This window comes from Paenibacillus melissococcoides (assembly GCA_944800085.1).
Lineage (GTDB): Bacteria > Bacillota > Bacilli > Paenibacillales > Paenibacillaceae > Paenibacillus_B > Paenibacillus_B melissococcoides.
In genome coordinates, this window is the sequence record CALYLO010000005.1 from 1 (window position 1) to 16,322 (window position 16,322).

Genomic DNA, 16,322 nt, shown 5'->3' on the forward strand with positions numbered 1-16,322 from the left:
CCTCAATGATGGCCGGGTTATCCTCTAGCTCGGTTTTAATATCCGTGAGGAATCCTTCTGCCTGGTCGGAACTATCAGAGAGGATGATCGGGTAATGTTTGTACTCATATACCACCGAGTGCAAAGTGTCCTTAAAGGTGAAGTTTGTCGACTTCGCATGCCCACGTGAGGCGGCTGTAGCACGGCGGCAGCCTTTCGCCCTTGATATCTTCTTCCCATCCGGCAAAGGGTTCAGGCCCTTCATGACTCCTTGAGTCCATATACTATCCAGCTCTTCGTGAAATTGCGGCGATTCCCTGACGAAGTAGTGGGGCAGATAAGCCCGCCCGAAATACCCCAGGTCAATGGCTCCTAGCTTCTTGCGCAAGCCATCCGGGCCTGTCAGTTCTGCGCCGCTTTGGTACTCCCTTAGCAACGTTTCCCGGTATTCGCGGTGGCTGCTCATTACGCATGACGTAGTTTTCAAAGAGCTGCTTCTGATACTCCAGACTGAGTAGTTCTTCTTTGTCTGCCTCATCCTCCAGTTGCCGGAGGTACTCGTCCAGGTTAATCATCGGCCATCATCTTTTCCTTCGCTTTTTGCAGTACCGCCTTCAGTTCTCCGGCAAGTTGAGGATCGGCCTTGATGGCTGCCATGAGTTCTGCCTCCATCCCTTGGAATGCTAGTTCGATCTTCTTCTGCATGTCCTGGCGGACGCGGTCTTTATAGACCTTTGTTCTGGAGAGCGCGACCATAACGCGGGGCCGCCTTATCCAGCGGCATGTAGTCCCATTCTTCCTGTGCTTGCGCCATCTTCTTCGTCAGCTCTCCGGCCATAATTTGTAGGCCGCCTTCGGTGTAATCGACGTCCGGATTTTTCCGGATCATCTCGACTAGCGCCTTTGTCTGTTCTTGCGCCTCCATAAGCCGCTGCGTCGCGTTCCCGACTCGGAGCGCATAGCGACCAATGGAACTCTTGGATACCTCGAATCCCTGGGCCTCCAGATACTCTGATATCTCCCAGTAGGTGTACCGTGTATCAAGAAGCATCGCGTCGACCTGATCCTTGATATGCAAAGGCAGGTCGTCAACTTTAGAGCGCGTGCGGTTTCTTCGTTTGCCGCTCATTAGATGGCGACTCCCGGATCATCCGGAGTTGAGCCCTCCAGTAAATCGATGCCCTTTACCGTTAGCCGGATTACGGCATCATTGGCATAAGCATTGTACGAATTCACACGCTCATTCGAATATTCGATGTAGCCCTTCTTGAATAAGTAATCCAGATGCTTGGAGATATCCGGGCTGATGATTACGCCATCGTTGACCATGACATTGACCAATTGCCTGCATAGGAGCGAATTGTTATGTCCTTTTGCGAGCGAGCGCATGATATAGCCCCGAACCGCTTTATTATGTTGCACACCGTGATAGGTTTGTTCATCCATCTACCTCTGTCCTCCCAGCATGCTATCGTGTATTTTGTCGAGCTTCTTGTCGACGTTGTTCATCGTTCTAATGAAATCCTCCCGGGTCGTGTAGATGAACGGGAGATCGGAACGTAAGTCATCCAATTCTTTTTCAATTCATCCACATCTTGAGCGTTTTTATTGATTTGCGTTTTGAGTTCTGCCATCGTCGTTTTTAAAAAGTAACCAATTGCTCCGATGCCTAGCATCGTCGCCGTCTGTATGATCCAATTCCACTCCACTAGCCAGCACGCTCCTTGAGCTCCAGCACCTTGGATTCAATCGTGCTCATGATGTACCCCTCTGCGTCGCCCAGGGTGTCATGTAGGGCCCGCATGTATTCGGGCTTGAGCTGGCGGACAATTTCCGAATACGCTTGAGGGGCAAGTTCCATTAATTCTTCTCTGGGTGACCATCCTTCCTTGACAGACTCCCGTAAATGACTGGCGACGGTCTGTTCAATTTGGTGGACGGTCTTGGTCGCAACATCATCCAATCGTTCAATAGCTGCCTGAACCAGCGCACGTTGCGCATCCGCATCAATTTTCGCCGTCTCTGCCGACAGCTTGGCGCTAGCCCGGCGTATGTAGTAAATCGCAAATGAAGACAGTAGAGTCAGGCCCGCCAGCGCCACATTCAATAACATCTCGTTAATTGCATCTTGCATCATGTAAGAGCCTCCTTTTTAGGCAATAAAAAAACCAGTAGGGCATAAGCCTCTACTGGTAGATTACCAAGTGTTTTCTTGCATGTCTGGAAGGGATTCCCCGATTTTTCGCCCCTCATTTTAGCTCGTCATCATCGAAAAGTTGGAGTTGATTCTCATCCCTCCGTGGAGAAACTGGAAGGATGCCGTCACAAATTTCTCTCACTCTACGTTCACTCAGTTCATACTTCTGTGCGATCTCTCGATGGTTATATCCATCATACTCTTGAATGATCCGCCTGTCACGTACCCGGCGGAAGAAGAAATCCAATGTGGGGATGTACACATGATCCCCTCCGGCCTTGCTGGCCAGCGTAATTAGGTTATCTAATCCTATCCATTCAGCATACTTACGGTATGGCATGGGCAGCATATCTGGCGTTAGCTCATCGAGCCATTCCATCCGGCGGATCACCTCCTCATATTATAGCAGGAGCTGAAAAAATCAATTTCTGCTCGTTGCGGCCTCCTTACGATACTGAATGGTCAGCATACGCCAGAAATCATAACTCCCGGTTTTCGTTTTCAGTTCATTCGCGTAATAGGCTGCCGCCTCTTTGGCCCATGAAGGAGGCTCGATGTCGCGCTTCTCCTCCAGCTCCTTCAGCCTCTTATCCTGCTTCTCTACGGTCTTGAGCAATTTGTCAAAGGCTTCTCTTTCTTCTTTGTTCATTCCTTGTTCATCCTTTCTGAGAAATGAGTTCACAAGTTCTTTAAACTGATGCCATCCAGTCCACTTGCCATTGTCATACATCAATCTGGGACATATTTTTCCGCTCCAATCGTAATGACGTCGCAGCCGTTCAACTCCCCAGCCCCTTTCAAGGAGCATCTTAGCGACAAGTTCAGCAGAATTCCGTAATGTTTGCTGATAGTTCCCAGATTCGCATATTTCAATTGCGATAGATGTACGATTGCCGCTTGCAGCGTTGCTGCCATCACCAGCATGCCATGCATTCTCAACGAGTGGGATACATTCAATAGCTTCGTGCTCGTCCACCACAATATGGTAGGATGCCGTTCGATCATTGTCTGGATTCGTCAGCCAACCACGTTCGTTCTTGGCGCTGCTCCCAGAATTACCTGTGTTATGAATAGTGATGGTGGTCGCATTCATCGGGTAACCAGGACGACGATTCTTCATTGTATTTTTCGGGATATGATCTTGACGATAAATCACGTTTAACTCTCCCTTCCTTTGCCAACTATTTTGATAATGGATTGAAAAGAATCTCCATTTTTCCGGACTCTTTATCCAAGTTGATAGACGAGACGGGACGCTCCCCCGGTTGTTTTTGTAATTGGTGGAGAAGGCTCTCCAGGCTGACCGCTGCTGATCTGGCCGTCAGGGCAGCGGTCGAGAAAAGTACAAAACATCGATCCGGATCGGGCGGTACGGCGACAAGGCTCGGCTTCTGGACGGGCTTTCTTGCCATCAGTTTACCGCCCGTTGCACAATCGATTTAATCATGTGGCCGTTCCCGATCTGGATTTCGTTATCGAGTAGTCGGCGAACGCGATAACGCAAGGTTGAAGACAGGCGATGCTTCTCAATTACTTCGGCCTCCACGAGCTTCCGTCCGTCCCGCTGGTACCCGCCGAATCGATTGGGCACAAGTTTTGGAACGCGCACAATGTCGCCAACATTTGCCGATTCTCGCATAATGTTGATTTCTTTGACCCGTATCATAACATCCCGTTTGAGGGCTGCCAGTTGTTTGTTCGTGATTTTTGATACATATAAACTATAGTCACGAAGCCGGACGACGCGAAGGGCATAATCAAATTTTGCGCCATCGGCACATTCTAGGGCCAAGGCTTCCACACAAGCGAGACGATTTGTCCATTCAAACTTTTTAGGCTGCTGCACGGTCATTCCTCCCATTAAAATTTTTAGCAGTACCATTCGCCGCCTTTTCGCAGGTATTTACCGTTATGGCCCAGTTGTGGGGCAAGGATAGCCGTTTTTCCTTTGTAATCCCTGGCCCTGGGCTTCAGCGCATCGAGCCGTTTACGCTCCGCTTCAAGTTGCTGCGGCGTCAGTGTGTAAGTCGTTATTTTCTTATAGTCGTATTCGGTCATTGTACAGGCCTCCTGCATCTTAAATCAGTCCATTAAATCGATAGTTCAAGGCCAGTGGGTCTTCGCCCACATCCAACAGCATTTTTCCGAGATACTTTTTCCCTTTCGGGCTCTTGGTTCGCTCGAACAAGCGGCCCGCTGTGGCTACGGATAAAAAACCAATCAATTCGGAAAAATACTCGCTTGTGTACACGATCGGTAATTGCTTTCGATACCGATAATCAACAATGCCATAAAACTCCTTAATCCAAGTGTCTTTTTGGCTTTCTTTGCAAATATCATCGACGAGAAGCAACTCGCAGTTGTAAATTCGCTTTCGGATTTCCTCCACCTTATACGCCTCGTCAGGGCTGTTGTAGTAGGAAAACCATTCCGTGAAGCTTTGTACCCAATTGAAAAACAGAGGATATATGCCCAGTTCGATGAGCGGCGCGACCGTAGCCGTAACCAGGTGCGTCTTGCCGCTGCCGGATGTGCCCAAAAGCCCGAACCAAGGAACGCCTTTCAAGCTTTGGCCCTTCTTGATCCGAGCGACCAATCCATCCGAATATTCCCGCGCCAACTCGTATGCATCTATGACGCGTTGATCCAGGCCGTCCAAGTTGAAATTGTCAAAGGTCTTTAATTGCGCATCCTCGCTCATATTGGTGGTTTGCATGATCCGCTTCAGCTTCTTGCGTTCCATGCAGGCACATTGATAGGCCACGTTGCGAGCAGGGTCGTGGATGACGCCCTCGTCCCGGCATTTCGGGCACTCATAAGCCGAGTTTTCGGCGGAAGGCAGCTTCGGCGCTGATATCGATATCGCGTTTGCCTTGGCTGCCTGCCTGGCTGCCTGGATGCGTTCGAGCAAGTCCGGCATGACCTCTTTCAGACCTTGCATGAGCGGCACCGCCTTTCTTCAGAAGGTTGCGGAGAATGCCCCGGGTGTAGTTCTCTTTGATATTTGGATATTTCTCGATATGGATGGAGAGCGCTCTGATTACAAGACTAGGCTCATAACGCTCCCAATACTCGTATTCACGCTGCTTGATTCCCTCGGATATTTTCCCTGTTGCTCGTGTCCAGCGTATCGTCTCCCAATAGGCAAAAATGATTTGCCGTTGCGCTGGAGAGTAGCGTTCAAGAGCGTCTGGCATTGGACTCCACTCCTCCCCGTCGCTTCATTGCTTTCAGAGCTTCGATGACCTTGCTGGCCTGGGCAGGTGAGAGGTAGCTCGTATGACTTACGCCCTGCTGCTTCTCCAGGAAACGACGCAAACGGCGAGGGTCAGATTTCCAGCCTAATTCCTCGGCCAGCTTGTTAATTTGCCAGATTTGATTCGGCGTTGCCCGGGATGATGGCTTGGCTTTACCCAGCATCTGATTCAATCGTTCGATTACTTTAATGCCCTGGGCCTTGCTTAGCGCCTTAATGCTCTCCGATCCGGTCATAGTCAAGACCAGGTCATGCAGCTCGTCGTTATTCATTCGGGCCTGCCTGGCAAGCCCGAATATGTTCTTGATTTGTGGATAGGTGATTTTGTCCATAAGGGCCCTCCTCACTCAGAAAAAGCTTCTAGGCCGACACTAATGCTGTCCTCGACGTACACCGAATTGCGTATCGTATCGATTTCTTCCGGGGTGAGATGGCCGAAGAAGCGTTCAACCAATTCGCCATGCTTCGCCAGGCGAATGGCGTCGAGCTCCTCTTCAAGCTCACCAGTTATGCCTACACTTCCGAGTAGCTGCTTGTCCTTCAGATAGTCGCCCTTTAGCTTCTTTTTTACTGCCTTTACTTTGTTGCTATCGAGCCCAAGGCCGCTCAGCACGTCATCAATAGAAGTGTCAAAGCAGTATTCGCCTTTGTAAAGGGCAATGAGCGCTTCCTTGAAACGTGCTTCTGTCTCGAATTTAACCTCATACTTCCGGCTGACTTTGGCTGCCACCACATCACCAAGCACTTCAACCAAGCGTTCATAATTATCAATTTCAAACTTTTCCTTGTATGTCAGGTTGAATCGGCCCTTGCTTCCAGGGATCTGATAGTGAGATAGGTTCTTATTGTCCATGACAAATATTCCAGCAGATGTAAGGGTGGCCTTCAGTTCATCCAGCCGCTTCTTGCTTCGCTTCATATCCTGTTCCAATCGGAGTGCTTCATCAACAAGGGGAACCAGTTCCGAATTCATCGCCCGTCCCCCCCTTCAAATGCATTGGCCGCTCTCCGTTCCGTAACATTGGCCTCCAGATTCTGAATGCACTGGGAGCACACAAACCGACCGGAATACACAACTAGCTCTTTATCGCTCCGGCAGAATAGGCAACTTCCTTGCGTCCGCTGTAACAGGATTGTGCCGTCTTCGCTATCGACGATAATATTGAACTTTTCGCCGCCTGATAGGCCATACTCCCGGCGTATTACGGCCGGGAGTGTTACGGAACCACTCTTGCTTAATTTTTTGTTATACGACTGCATACAACGCATCCTCCTCAATCATGTCTTCTACTGGCGTACCGTCCTCACAGGGGATTGCAATCCGATGCAGGTCATACAATGTAACAGCCTGCTCCAGCGTTAGCTCACCGATTAAAAGCGATAGTCTAGACGGCTTCTTCATGCTGCTGCTCCTCCATAAATGTATTGACAAGCTTGCCAGCAAGTTCACGATAGAGCCAGCACGCTTCCATAACGGTCATTTCCTCGCCGAGCCGCTGCCGCATATCCATCAATGCCTTTTCATAGGGAGTCCTGCTGCGGATGCTCTCACCGTCAACGACATAATCCGGCGAATCACGCAGGGCAAGGCGAACATCGTCTTCTGTCAGCCCGGATACGATGGCCGCTGGACGAACCGGGACGGGGAGCGTCACATGCTGCAAAAAGGAGAACAGGCGTGCAACCGGATGATTCGAATATTCATATGTCAGCATTGTCTCCGCCCCCTATAGCATCATCATGGAAGTAGCACTTCTGACAACGTCGAGCGTAATCATTCCATCCTTCAGGCTTGCTTCGTCCAGACACTTCTGGAGCAGCTTGGACAGCCAGCGAATGCCGCCCTTTGACGTGCGGGTAATTAAGCTGGCAATATATTTTCGGGCATCTTCGGTTGCTTGAAAGTCTTTCATAACGGTCATTATTTCGTCCTGCGTTAATCCTTCCGTCTTATACAGATAATCAATGCGGCTGTCGATTTGGCCGTAGTTTTCACCGACCGTTCGCTTCTTGAGCTTTTGCTCCACCCACACCGGGCCAGCTATGATAAGGCTGTTGCCAAATTCCTTCGTTTCATCATGTATTGTCCGGAGGATCTCGATCTTCGTGATATTCTTGGCAGGCATGAGCTGCTCGATTTCATCCACAATCAGCACGCGCGGCTGCTGTTGCAGTGTTTCAATGATTTCTTCCAGCATTTCTTCACCGCGTGCTTCTATCGTGGTTCCGATGGCCTTGCCGATTGCCTTCAGCAGTCCCCAGCGCGACATCATGCCGTTGGCCCGGATGAAGACGGCCTTCGGATTATGCTTTACATACTCCTTCAGCGCATGGGTCTTTCCTGTTCCCGCATTGCCAAGAACAGCTCCGATGCCATTCATTTTCTCCGTTGCAACACATAAGCCTAAAATATTTCCTGCATCCTTCGTCCGAACAAAATCCACATTCCCCATGAATGATGCATAGGACTTCGAACGGGATGCATTCATTTCGTCCATGTACTGCTCCAACCGCTGAAGAAATTCTTCGCTTGCTTTTCCTTCTTTGCGGAAGCTCCATATGTAGGTGTGTGACTTGCCGATCGCATCCGCAATGTCTTGCTGCTTAATGCCTCTCTTTTCGATAAGCTCCGTTAAGAACTGTTGCAATACTTCAATTCGCTGAGAGCGATTAATATCCACCAATGCCATAGTCATGTTCCGTTCCTCCTTGTCACTTCACGTTTTGTAAAAACGCCTCGCCCATCTTGCCGAAGAAACTGCTTGCTTCCGATGCTGCCGCCACTTCCAGTTGTTCATCCAGGGCTTTCTTCTCACTCGCTAACTTCGTGGCGCGGCCAAAGCGTACAACCTTATTCGATTGCAACTTGGCCTTGATATTCTTGCCGCATACGATATCCAGAATCTCTTCATCATCGGTATAATCTTCAAGCACCATCCGCCGAGCCTCGGCGGCCGATATACCATACCCGTCAAGCGCCTCCTTGGTTGCCTTGCGGGCCTTGGCCTTGCGCCGTTGTAACTCTTTGTGCTGTTCTTCCGTAGCGAACATAGGAAGCAGTTCCTTCGCTTGAGCCTTACAGTGCAATTCGCCATTATGGTAGACATACAGTTCATCTAGCCGATTCGGGTCATAACGTACCGTGACCGATTCACCCTGAAGGTTGTAGAGTGCCTCGTCGTGAAATACGACTCCGAATTTCTTGATGTCTCCGCCGGGCAAGATGGCTGCCTTGTCGGATTTCATCATCAACAAATCCAGTTCTTCCTCACGCACACTGTCATAACGGAATTTGGCTTCGGATTGATATACTTCTAGCGGCGTTTTTCCTTTTAGCCCAGCATGCGGCGTATTGTTGTACTTATTCATGTACCCCTCAACGATGGTAGCAACTTGTTCAACAGTCAGCCCGGAGATAAAGAGATCTCTCTCATTCAAATCATGGGGGCGTTCCGCCGGGCTTTCGCCGCAAAATCCCAACACATAGCGGCTCATCCGGTCACTGAATGTCTGGAAAGCCCGCTCAATCGGTTTCGCCTTCGCATTATAGGGGAGGGCAAAACGCGTCCCAATGTCCAAGGACTTGAACAATCCTTCCTGCTCAAGCGAAAAGTCGATTCGTGACGAGTGGTGTATACCACCATTTAAGTGTCTGTTCTTATACTCTTTTCCGTTGTCCATATATACGAAGCCCGGCAATCCTTGGATAGGAGAGTTCTCCTTCGGAAGGATGCCATGCCGGACAGCCAGTCCTACCGTTTGACTGCTTCCATGTGTGCCAATGCACCAACCAACCATGGCCCGCGAACGCATGTCCATCCATGCCGACATCGTAAAGCGCTTGATTCGATTGCGGTGCGGAATGAGAATGGCAATGGTATGACCATCACCGACCCATATCTCATTGACTTTAAGCAGTTCCAGATCGCGAGTGGCTTGCGGCAGGCATTTCGCCTCTAGCGCCTTCATGCCTTCTCTGGCGAGCACTTTTTCCGGCTTCGGTATCCGGGCGATCTCCCGGTACATCGTTGCCTGTGATATAGGCTCCCATCCTTCCTGCTTACACTTCTTGAGGTACTGCTCGTATACGACCGAACCTTTCGGCTGGAAAGATTGATTGTAGAATCCGCGTATGAACATGATCTCCGGCTTGGTCAGCTTGGTTGAACGCCCCCGGTTTTCATGAGGCTTGCGCATGAGAGCGGTTAAGCCGCCCTTCTCGTAATCATCCATCCAGCGATACAGGGAACGCTTGCTTATCCCTTTTTCCTTGCATAGTGCCTCAATGGCTTCGCCCTTCTCTCCATGAGGGAGAGCCTTGACCTGTTCTATCCAGTCAATCCGCTGGAATGCTTCCAGCAAATAGCGTTCCATCTTGTCTTCGCCGTAGATGAGCCGAAGCTCGCCTAACGTATATCGCTTTTGTTCATCCTCAAAATGTGCATTTTCAGCCGATTCAACCGACTGAACCTTTTGCAAGTATTCCTGCTGCATCTCCGTTGGGAGAGAGGTTAAATCAATCAAATACTGTTCCCGGTTCAAGTGGTTTGTTACCACCTTGAAGCGAAAACTTCCTTTTTGAAGGCGTATGCGGATTGCCCTTTCCGTTAATCCATATAAGTCTGCTACATCCTTCGTTGGCAGCCACACACTCACGAAAATCCCCCCTTTATTTCTCCGCTGATGTCGGATATACTGGGGGAAAGAGTAAAGCTTACGAGTTCGGGAAAAGGGTGCGTTCATCGCGAAATGGGGCATCCTTTTCGAGTCTCTGCTTGTACTCTTTTTTTCTTGCTCCCCCATAGCTATCCATGTCATGCGCTACGTTCCCTTATGATGTCTTTCAAGCCTAGCACCTGCGCAATCTTAGGTAGATAGCTTTTACCGGAACGTTCTCCAATCATAATCAGGTAGATGTAGTTGCTGCTGGTTCCAACTTCGGCAGCCAGCTCGTATTGCGTTTTCCCTGTTTCCGCCAGCCCTTTCTTTATCATGATGCCGATAGGAGACAGCTTCCGCTTTTTAAGCTTCCGCTTATTCATGATGGTTCACCCCCTTCTATTGCTGTCACCGATGGTTCTTCTGGAGCCGTCTCCTGATTTTCCATCGCTTCATGATGAATCGTTTCCAGTTGCTCTTGCAGTTGGCTAAGATGCCGTTCCAGCCCAACCAAGTACACCAACTTGCTGTTCGCTTGCGCCAGAAACTGCTTGATTTCCGCTTCCAGTGCAATTCGCTCGCTGCGAATTTGCTTCAAGAGGCGGCCATTAGTTTCTGAATAGGCATCTACCAAGATTTGCGCCGTCTCCGGTTTTAAACATTCCACTTGACTAACCGCACCAGCAACATGAGAAAATCCTTCCTTGTACATCGCGAGTAATCTTTTGTCTTCAATGAAACCTTCTGCTGTTCTGCTCAACTCTGTTCACCCCCTTCCTTGTAGGGTATCTTCCAGGTTTTTGCTATTCAGTTGTCAAGGAGCATGCTGCGGTCGCTGTACAAGGCAGCCGCTATTTTGCGTTTACAGGGTATATTGCATGATGCTGTTGGACACCATTGAAATTATCTTCAAATCACCATCCTTACTTTTTGGAATTTTTTCAGTGATTTATTGCTATTTAGTTGTCAAAGAGCAGGCGATTCATCTGTTTTTGCCTCTAGTTGTGTGCTAAGATTTTGATATGATTTACTATCTATCATCATATTACTGAAAATATCATGTGAGGTCAAGAGAAATATAGAAAATTTCATGTGAAAATAATCGATGAATGGTGATTGTATCGAAAATATCATGTGGAGGGTGGTTATTTTGAACACAATCGGAGAAAGAATCAAGTATTTACGAGATTTAAAAGGCCTTTCAATGGGTAAGCTTGAGAAGGCCCTGGGTGTTGCCGGGGGGAGTGTGGATAAATGGGAGAAGGATAAGAGCGTGCCAGGGGGTAAAGCTCTGATCAATTTATCGAATTATTTCAGTGTGTCTGTTGATTGGATTTTAAAAGGTGAAGAACCAGGGCTTGAAGAGAACGAAGCAAAGTCAGGCACACCATTTGAAATATCTCCATCTGACCTTGAGTTACTAGCGAAGTTCCACCAATTGACTGAGAAAGAACAAGGCAGAATTGAAGAACGCATCGAGATATATCTGTCAGAACGAAAGACTGACAGTTCTAGTAAACAATCGTACTCGACGAATGGAGACGGAAGAGAAGAAGCAGCCACTAGATCTGCTTAATTTTTTGGTTCGAATGATAGGATTTCATATCATTTATTGAGCACTGGCCTCTTAGAAATTATGGTATTATAGATAAAGAAAACGCAATTAAGGATCGGCGAATGGGTTTCGTCGATCCTTGGTTTTTATCTATTTTATTCCATTTCCGTATTTCCGATTAAAATTCCTAATTTATAGCTCCCGAAAATGGCGTTATCTTAATTGTATCAAGGGTTCGCGGACTTTTCCCATTAAAAAAATGGCTTGAGCACATATTTCCGATTAATCCAGACCGCAGGTTCAAGCATTCTAAGCTGTAGTTATCTTTACTGTGAGAGGGAAATCCTTTATTCGTGCGGGTCTAACGTATTTGTAACACCTCACTAACGATCTCTAACAATTCATTCACTCACTCAACAGCGGCGGCGAAATTTTATCCACATCTTATCCAGTGTCAAAATTCGTGAGAATATTTCCTACTCATCTCATCCCGTCTAATCCTTGATAATATCGGGATTTCCCCCGTTTTCCCACATCTTTTTATGACATCTCGTTTGTGTCACATTATTTGATAATCTACAAATCGGTTGGAAAATGAGCATCGGAACTCCTTTGCTCAAGGCCTCGAAGCAGGTGAGTCCGCCTGGTTTGGTAATTAATAGATCCGCTGCATCCAATAGCGTGTCAATCATGTCGACGAAGCCCAGAATCACGATATGTTGATGCTGAAAATGTGCGTTGCGCTGCAAGGCAAACCTTAGTGAATCGTTGTATCCGGTACAAATCAATATCTGAACGAACTCCCTCCATTTAATAAGCGAATGGGCCAACTCCTGAATTCCGCCCAGTCCCAGCCCTCCACCCATAATCATGACGGTAGGTAAGTCTTTCAAATGTAATCTTCTTCTTGCCTCTTGCTTGTCGGTTTTCTTCCAGAAATTCGACTTGACCGGTATTCCCGTCACCGCGATTCGATATTTAGGAATTCCCATCTTCCGTAATTGTTGATGAACGTCATCGTCGGATACCAGGTACAGGTCCACCTCGGGTTGGACCCACATTCCGTGAGCGTGAAAATCGGTGATCACCGTACAGAGGTTAATCGGATAGCCTCTTTTTTTTAAGCGTGCTATGGAAGAACTGTTAAAGGGATGTGTGCAGATGACCAAATCCGGTTGGATTTGGTCCAACATTTGTTCCAGCTTGCGATGAAACAACTGGTAGATCGTGAACTGAAGCCAGTCCGATATAGGCTGGCTTTGTTTTGATTCATAGATTTTTTTCCATAACCAAGGATACATCGTAATCAATTTTTTATACGAGTGAAAGAAGATAGCCGTGCTCTTCGGATGAAGCATCTTACCGATTTCAACAATTTGCGTATGTATGGACGGTTCCAACTGCGCAATGCCTTGCGCCAATGCTTCTGCCGCCTTCGTATGACCGCTCCCAAATAATTGGGAAAGGATTAATATCTTTTTTTTCATAATTCCTCTCATTCGCCCCTGAAGTTTCTCATTTATTTTGGTGCGATCAAGCGAAAATTATTCATTCATTCGAAGCGCGAACGTTAAGCTCTATCCTTTTGGTATACACGACCGGCAATTCGGAAAAAGTGTAGATAGATGGATAGGGGGAATTCGTATGTATCTATTTATTGTGAACAGAATATCCGGTAACGGTAAAGGAATGAAAACCTGGAAAAGAATCGAGCCAATACTTCACTACAGACAAGTTCATTATAAAGTCGAGTTTTCAGACAGCCCGTCCCATGCTGCCCTTCTTGTACGGCAATATATGATAGATCATGACAAGATGACAGCTTTTGTCATTGTAGGAGGGGACGGCACAATTCAAAGCGTAGCTCATGAAATCGCAGAAAGTAACATTCCATTGGGAATCATACCTGCAGGCTCCGGCAATGATTTGGCCAGGGGACTGCATATTCCTTTAAACGCAAAAAAAGCGCTCGAGTATTTAGGGCTTGCTGAACATATTGCCTTTTAGGCCACAGAGGCTGACGGCACAGATTCAGCAGCAGTCTGAAAATCGGCAAAAAGAGAACGCGCAGCTTGCGTTCGAGATTCATAACAAGCAGTTGCAGGGCAATGACCGTTTCGCTTGTCTCTCGAAGGCGTGCTCGAATACGCCCCAGTCCGTAGGAGCGTTTGCCTTCTCCGAATTTTCCTTCGATTGCGTTACGCATTGAAGCATCCTGTCTGGCCTGGTTCCGATCGGGTTCCGCTTCTTTCTTCGGACGCCCTAAGTTTGGACCACTCAAACGGATTCCATGCTCCTTACAATAGCGAAGGTTCTCCCGATTTCGGTAGATTTGGTCGGCTAGAATGGCTTCCGGATAACACCCATATCGCTGGACGAACGACTCCACGGAAGCTTTCAGTGTCATGCTTTCGTTGAAGTTATCCCAGGACAGCTTCTCCATCCGAGCGTAACCGTCCACCAGACTGATCGCCAGCTTTGCTCCAAACTCGACGGGAGCATTCACTTTCCCGCGGACAATCGGCCGTACATGCGGTTGGGAAAGACTGACGATTCGATCTTCCACCGAGTGTGTCCGTTTGTCGTACATCTCTTGCTGTTGACGATACAGCTCGGAAATGACGAGCAATTGCCGATACTGCTGCGAACCCAGTTGATTCAAGCTGCTTTTCGCTGCCAGCATTTCGATGATGCCAAGATTACGCGAAACATAACGAAGCTGTTTGCCAACCGCTTTCCGGATGGCTTTGGCACCCGTTCGCCGTTTCTTGGCGATCTCGAGGTAGCGTTTGCGGGCGGTTTGACGATACGTTCTCGGTTTCTTGGCCTTCCCGACGAAAGGCTCGTGCAGAACATCGATGATCGCTTCGAGTTTTTCCCGCGCCTCGTTCAATAATTTCAAATCGGTCGGATACGAGATGTCGGCCGGTGCGCAGGTCGCGTCGAGCATCAAGGTGCCTTTGTTGCATGGTTTCTCTTTGCTTTTGCCGTCTTCATTAACGGATGTTCCATCAGAGCCATGGCCGCTGCCTGGAGGATCTTGAGGATCGCTCTTGTTTTGTTCCTGCTTCTTTCGCTCTGCGTCCTCTTCCAAAATCCAATCGTTGATTCGTTCAATGACATCCGCACCCAATCGCTTGCGGAAATGGGTCAACAGCGAGTGATGGAACGGAGGCTTATCTTGGAACGCCGGCAGCCCAAGGAAGTACTGGTAGTACGGATTTTCGGCGATCTGCTGGACCGTCTCTCGATCATCGAGCTGCATACGTTCCTGAATGTACAGCGCTCCCAAAGCCATACGAACAGACAAAGGGATCTGACCGCGCATTGATTTCTTGAACGACTTCGCGTAGAATTCTTCTGCCCGCCACCACGGGATGATAGCGGCCAGTTGAACCCAACGGTTCTCCTTATTTAATTTACCGCCAAACGGCAAGTAGAAATCTTCGAACAACTGAAGCTGGCTTTCGGTTCTACGATACATGTCGGCTCACTCCACGTGCACGATTTTTTGCAAGAAATTCGCATTTTCCTTGCATTTTATTTCGAGTTAGAGTCCAGAAATCCTTGTAAAACCTTTGAAAAATGATTGTTCAGCAAGCCCTATTTATTGACGGGGACAACGAAAAAAATAGACATCGCCCGGATTGGAAGAAAATGCTATACCACCGTTATCGGTATCGGGATCGATGGGAAGGTCGCACAGACCGCTAACCTGTCACGCTATAAAAAATGGTTGAATCATTTGAAAATGGGTAATTTGTCTTACGTATTGAGCTTCATTCAAGTCGTATTGCGTTACAAGCCTGTCGATGTTCACATTAAAGTCGACGGTAAGGAAATGATCTATTCCGATGTCTGGCTAATCGCCGTCGCCAATTTACCTAACTATGCCGGTGGAATGAAGATTTGCCCGGAAGCTTGTTATACGGACGGTTTTTTTCATATTTGCATCGTTCAAGGAGTATCCCGCTGGACCTTAATGAGAATCTTTCCTAATGTATTTCGCGGCAATCACATTTTTCACCCCGCCGTAACCACGCTGCAAGGAAGAAAAGTAGAAGTCTATACGGAATCACCGATGATAGCACACGGAGATGGGGAAATGATCGGCGAGACGCCTCTTGAAGTGACCGTTTATCAGGATGCGATTCATGTTATTTACAATCCTCAGTTCATTCCGTCCTTAGCGTAACAAATAATCTGAAGCAGAAGAGTTACAGCCATGCCATCACCAATGACATGCTGTAACTCTTTATTTTTAAAAACCTTTATATTGTGGTTCCTCGTTTTCTAATTGCTTCACGCGGCTTTCTACTTGGTCCACGATTTGCTGCGTCTGCTGGGCAGCGTCTGTGTAGAGGGACTTTGCCTCTTGATTTTCAGTTGCCAATGCGAACTGTTCAAGACTGGCTTGTGCGCTTTTCAAGGAAGCCAGGCAAGTTTTCACTTGAGATCCTACCGTCATTGATGTCACCACCTTTCTGAAGTGCAGCGTTAAAATAATGACCCAACCCATTTTCCATTTATAACATACCGTATTGATTTTGAAATCATACATGGAAATTAATGATTGACCATTCAAGCCAATCGGGACCAACAATGGACAAAAATCATGTGATATCCGAAAGTTCGTCAAAAGTACCAACGCCGGACCTGTCATGGAAAATCTATAG

24 protein-coding genes and 2 pseudogenes are annotated in these 16,322 nt (G+C 48.0%); 3 read left to right on the forward strand and 23 right to left on the reverse strand.

Annotation, left to right across the window (positions count from 1 at the left end; genetic code table 11):
• From OCY70_RS17615 to OCY70_RS17705, 20 genes and pseudogenes are all read right to left on the reverse strand, one after another.
• A pseudogene (locus tag OCY70_RS17615) lies at positions 1–466 on the reverse strand (phage terminase large subunit); the annotation flags it as partial.
• An 80-nt stretch (positions 467–546) separates the two neighbouring features.
• A pseudogene (locus OCY70_RS17620) lies at positions 547–1,108 on the reverse strand (DUF3486 family protein).
• The gene (locus OCY70_RS17625; protein WP_213431480.1) at positions 1,108–1,425 is read right to left on the reverse strand and encodes a hypothetical protein; all 318 of its coding nucleotides are present in this window, start codon (positions 1,423–1,425) and stop codon (positions 1,108–1,110) included. Before OCY70_RS17625 ends, OCY70_RS17620 begins: the two are co-directional and overlap by 1 nt.
• Positions 1,426–1,484: 59 nt before the next feature.
• Positions 1,485–1,688: a hypothetical protein gene (locus tag OCY70_RS17630; protein WP_261948779.1), complete on the reverse strand. Its 204-nt coding sequence runs from the start codon at positions 1,686–1,688 to the stop codon at positions 1,485–1,487.
• A complete protein-coding gene (locus OCY70_RS17635) occupies positions 1,688–2,116 on the reverse strand; it encodes a guanylate kinase (RefSeq protein WP_306433995.1) in 429 nt (142 codons plus the stop codon). The genes OCY70_RS17630 and OCY70_RS17635 overlap by 1 nt, the downstream gene beginning before the upstream one ends.
• 112 nt (positions 2,117–2,228) lie before the next feature.
• Positions 2,229–2,555: a Mor transcription activator family protein gene (locus OCY70_RS17640; RefSeq protein WP_213431483.1), complete on the reverse strand. Its 327-nt coding sequence runs from the start codon at positions 2,553–2,555 to the stop codon at positions 2,229–2,231.
• 42 nt (positions 2,556–2,597) lie between these two features.
• The gene (locus OCY70_RS17645; RefSeq protein ID WP_261945067.1) at positions 2,598–3,332 is read right to left on the reverse strand and encodes a peptidoglycan recognition protein family protein; all 735 of its coding nucleotides are present in this window, start codon (positions 3,330–3,332) and stop codon (positions 2,598–2,600) included.
• Positions 3,333–3,357: 25 nt separating this feature from the next.
• Positions 3,358–3,588, reverse strand: a complete 231-nt coding sequence (locus OCY70_RS17650) for a hypothetical protein (RefSeq protein WP_213431371.1) — start codon at positions 3,586–3,588, stop codon at positions 3,358–3,360.
• Positions 3,588–4,022 carry a hypothetical protein gene (locus OCY70_RS17655; protein WP_261945068.1) on the reverse strand — a complete coding sequence of 145 codons (435 nt, stop codon included), beginning with the start codon at positions 4,020–4,022 and terminating at the stop codon, positions 3,588–3,590. Before OCY70_RS17655 ends, OCY70_RS17650 begins: the two co-directional genes overlap by 1 nt.
• 23 nt (positions 4,023–4,045) lie before the next feature.
• The gene (locus tag OCY70_RS17660; protein WP_213431369.1) at positions 4,046–4,234 is read right to left on the reverse strand and encodes a hypothetical protein; all 189 of its coding nucleotides are present in this window, start codon (positions 4,232–4,234) and stop codon (positions 4,046–4,048) included.
• Between the two features lie 19 nt (positions 4,235–4,253).
• A complete protein-coding gene (locus tag OCY70_RS17665; RefSeq protein ID WP_213431368.1) occupies positions 4,254–5,117 on the reverse strand; it encodes an ATP-binding protein in 864 nt (287 codons plus the stop codon).
• Positions 5,118–5,356: 239 nt separating this feature from the next.
• On the reverse strand, positions 5,357–5,764 hold the full coding sequence (locus tag OCY70_RS17670) for a regulatory protein GemA (protein WP_213431367.1): 408 nt from the start codon (positions 5,762–5,764) through the stop codon (positions 5,357–5,359).
• 11 nt (positions 5,765–5,775) lie between these two features.
• Positions 5,776–6,405 (reverse strand): ABC transporter permease, encoded by a 630-nt coding sequence (locus tag OCY70_RS17675; protein WP_261945070.1) that lies wholly within the window; start codon positions 6,403–6,405, stop codon positions 5,776–5,778.
• Positions 6,402–6,701, reverse strand: coding sequence for an AbrB/MazE/SpoVT family DNA-binding domain-containing protein (locus OCY70_RS36185; RefSeq protein WP_390905277.1), 300 nt, complete (start codon positions 6,699–6,701; stop codon positions 6,402–6,404). The genes OCY70_RS17675 and OCY70_RS36185 overlap by 4 nt, the downstream gene beginning before the upstream one ends.
• Complete coding sequence (locus OCY70_RS17680; protein WP_261945071.1) at positions 6,679–6,834, reverse strand: hypothetical protein; 156 nt, start codon at positions 6,832–6,834, stop codon at positions 6,679–6,681. The genes OCY70_RS36185 and OCY70_RS17680 overlap by 23 nt, the downstream gene beginning before the upstream one ends.
• A complete protein-coding gene (locus tag OCY70_RS17685) occupies positions 6,818–7,147 on the reverse strand; it encodes a hypothetical protein (protein ID WP_213431190.1) in 330 nt (109 codons plus the stop codon). The genes OCY70_RS17680 and OCY70_RS17685 overlap by 17 nt, the downstream gene beginning before the upstream one ends.
• A gap of 12 nt (positions 7,148–7,159) precedes the next feature.
• Positions 7,160–8,128 (reverse strand): AAA family ATPase, encoded by a 969-nt coding sequence (locus OCY70_RS17690; protein ID WP_213431191.1) that lies wholly within the window; start codon positions 8,126–8,128, stop codon positions 7,160–7,162.
• A 16-nt stretch (positions 8,129–8,144) separates the two neighbouring features.
• Positions 8,145–10,175: a Mu transposase C-terminal domain-containing protein gene (locus OCY70_RS17695; RefSeq protein WP_261945072.1), complete on the reverse strand. Its 2,031-nt coding sequence runs from the start codon at positions 10,173–10,175 to the stop codon at positions 8,145–8,147.
• A 71-nt stretch (positions 10,176–10,246) separates the two neighbouring features.
• Positions 10,247–10,474 (reverse strand): helix-turn-helix domain-containing protein, encoded by a 228-nt coding sequence (locus OCY70_RS17700; protein WP_213427615.1) that lies wholly within the window; start codon positions 10,472–10,474, stop codon positions 10,247–10,249.
• Positions 10,471–10,851 carry a hypothetical protein gene (locus OCY70_RS17705; RefSeq protein ID WP_213431193.1) on the reverse strand — a complete coding sequence of 127 codons (381 nt, stop codon included), beginning with the start codon at positions 10,849–10,851 and terminating at the stop codon, positions 10,471–10,473. The genes OCY70_RS17700 and OCY70_RS17705 overlap by 4 nt, the downstream gene beginning before the upstream one ends.
• Positions 10,852–11,241: 390 nt before the next feature.
• Between OCY70_RS17705 and OCY70_RS17710 the strand changes: the two genes are divergently transcribed.
• Positions 11,242–11,667, forward strand: a complete 426-nt coding sequence (locus tag OCY70_RS17710) for a helix-turn-helix domain-containing protein (RefSeq protein WP_213431194.1) — start codon at positions 11,242–11,244, stop codon at positions 11,665–11,667.
• Between the two features lie 473 nt (positions 11,668–12,140).
• Here OCY70_RS17710 and OCY70_RS17715 read toward each other — a convergent pair whose 3' ends face one another.
• Positions 12,141–13,133 carry an MGDG synthase family glycosyltransferase gene (locus tag OCY70_RS17715; protein WP_249725646.1) on the reverse strand — a complete coding sequence of 331 codons (993 nt, stop codon included), beginning with the start codon at positions 13,131–13,133 and terminating at the stop codon, positions 12,141–12,143.
• A 202-nt stretch (positions 13,134–13,335) separates the two neighbouring features.
• Here OCY70_RS17715 and OCY70_RS17720 point away from each other — a divergent pair, with 202 nt between their 5' ends.
• The gene (locus OCY70_RS17720; protein ID WP_261945135.1) at positions 13,336–13,653 is read left to right on the forward strand and encodes an acylglycerol kinase family protein; all 318 of its coding nucleotides are present in this window, start codon (positions 13,336–13,338) and stop codon (positions 13,651–13,653) included.
• Here OCY70_RS17720 and OCY70_RS17725 read toward each other — a convergent pair.
• A complete protein-coding gene (locus OCY70_RS17725; protein ID WP_390905278.1) occupies positions 13,547–15,130 on the reverse strand; it encodes an IS5 family transposase in 1,584 nt (527 codons plus the stop codon). The two genes, OCY70_RS17720 and OCY70_RS17725, sit on opposite strands and share 107 nt — an antisense overlap.
• Before the next feature lie 126 nt (positions 15,131–15,256).
• Here OCY70_RS17725 and OCY70_RS17730 point away from each other — a divergent pair, with 126 nt between their 5' ends.
• Positions 15,257–15,841 carry a diacylglycerol/lipid kinase family protein gene (locus tag OCY70_RS17730; RefSeq protein WP_213427298.1) on the forward strand — a complete coding sequence of 195 codons (585 nt, stop codon included), beginning with the start codon at positions 15,257–15,259 and terminating at the stop codon, positions 15,839–15,841.
• A gap of 66 nt (positions 15,842–15,907) precedes the next feature.
• On the opposite strand, the gene OCY70_RS17735 is transcribed toward OCY70_RS17730, so the two are convergent.
• Complete coding sequence (locus OCY70_RS17735; protein WP_213427303.1) at positions 15,908–16,114, reverse strand: DUF1657 domain-containing protein; 207 nt, start codon at positions 16,112–16,114, stop codon at positions 15,908–15,910.
• Positions 16,115–16,322: the final 208 nt, after the last annotated feature.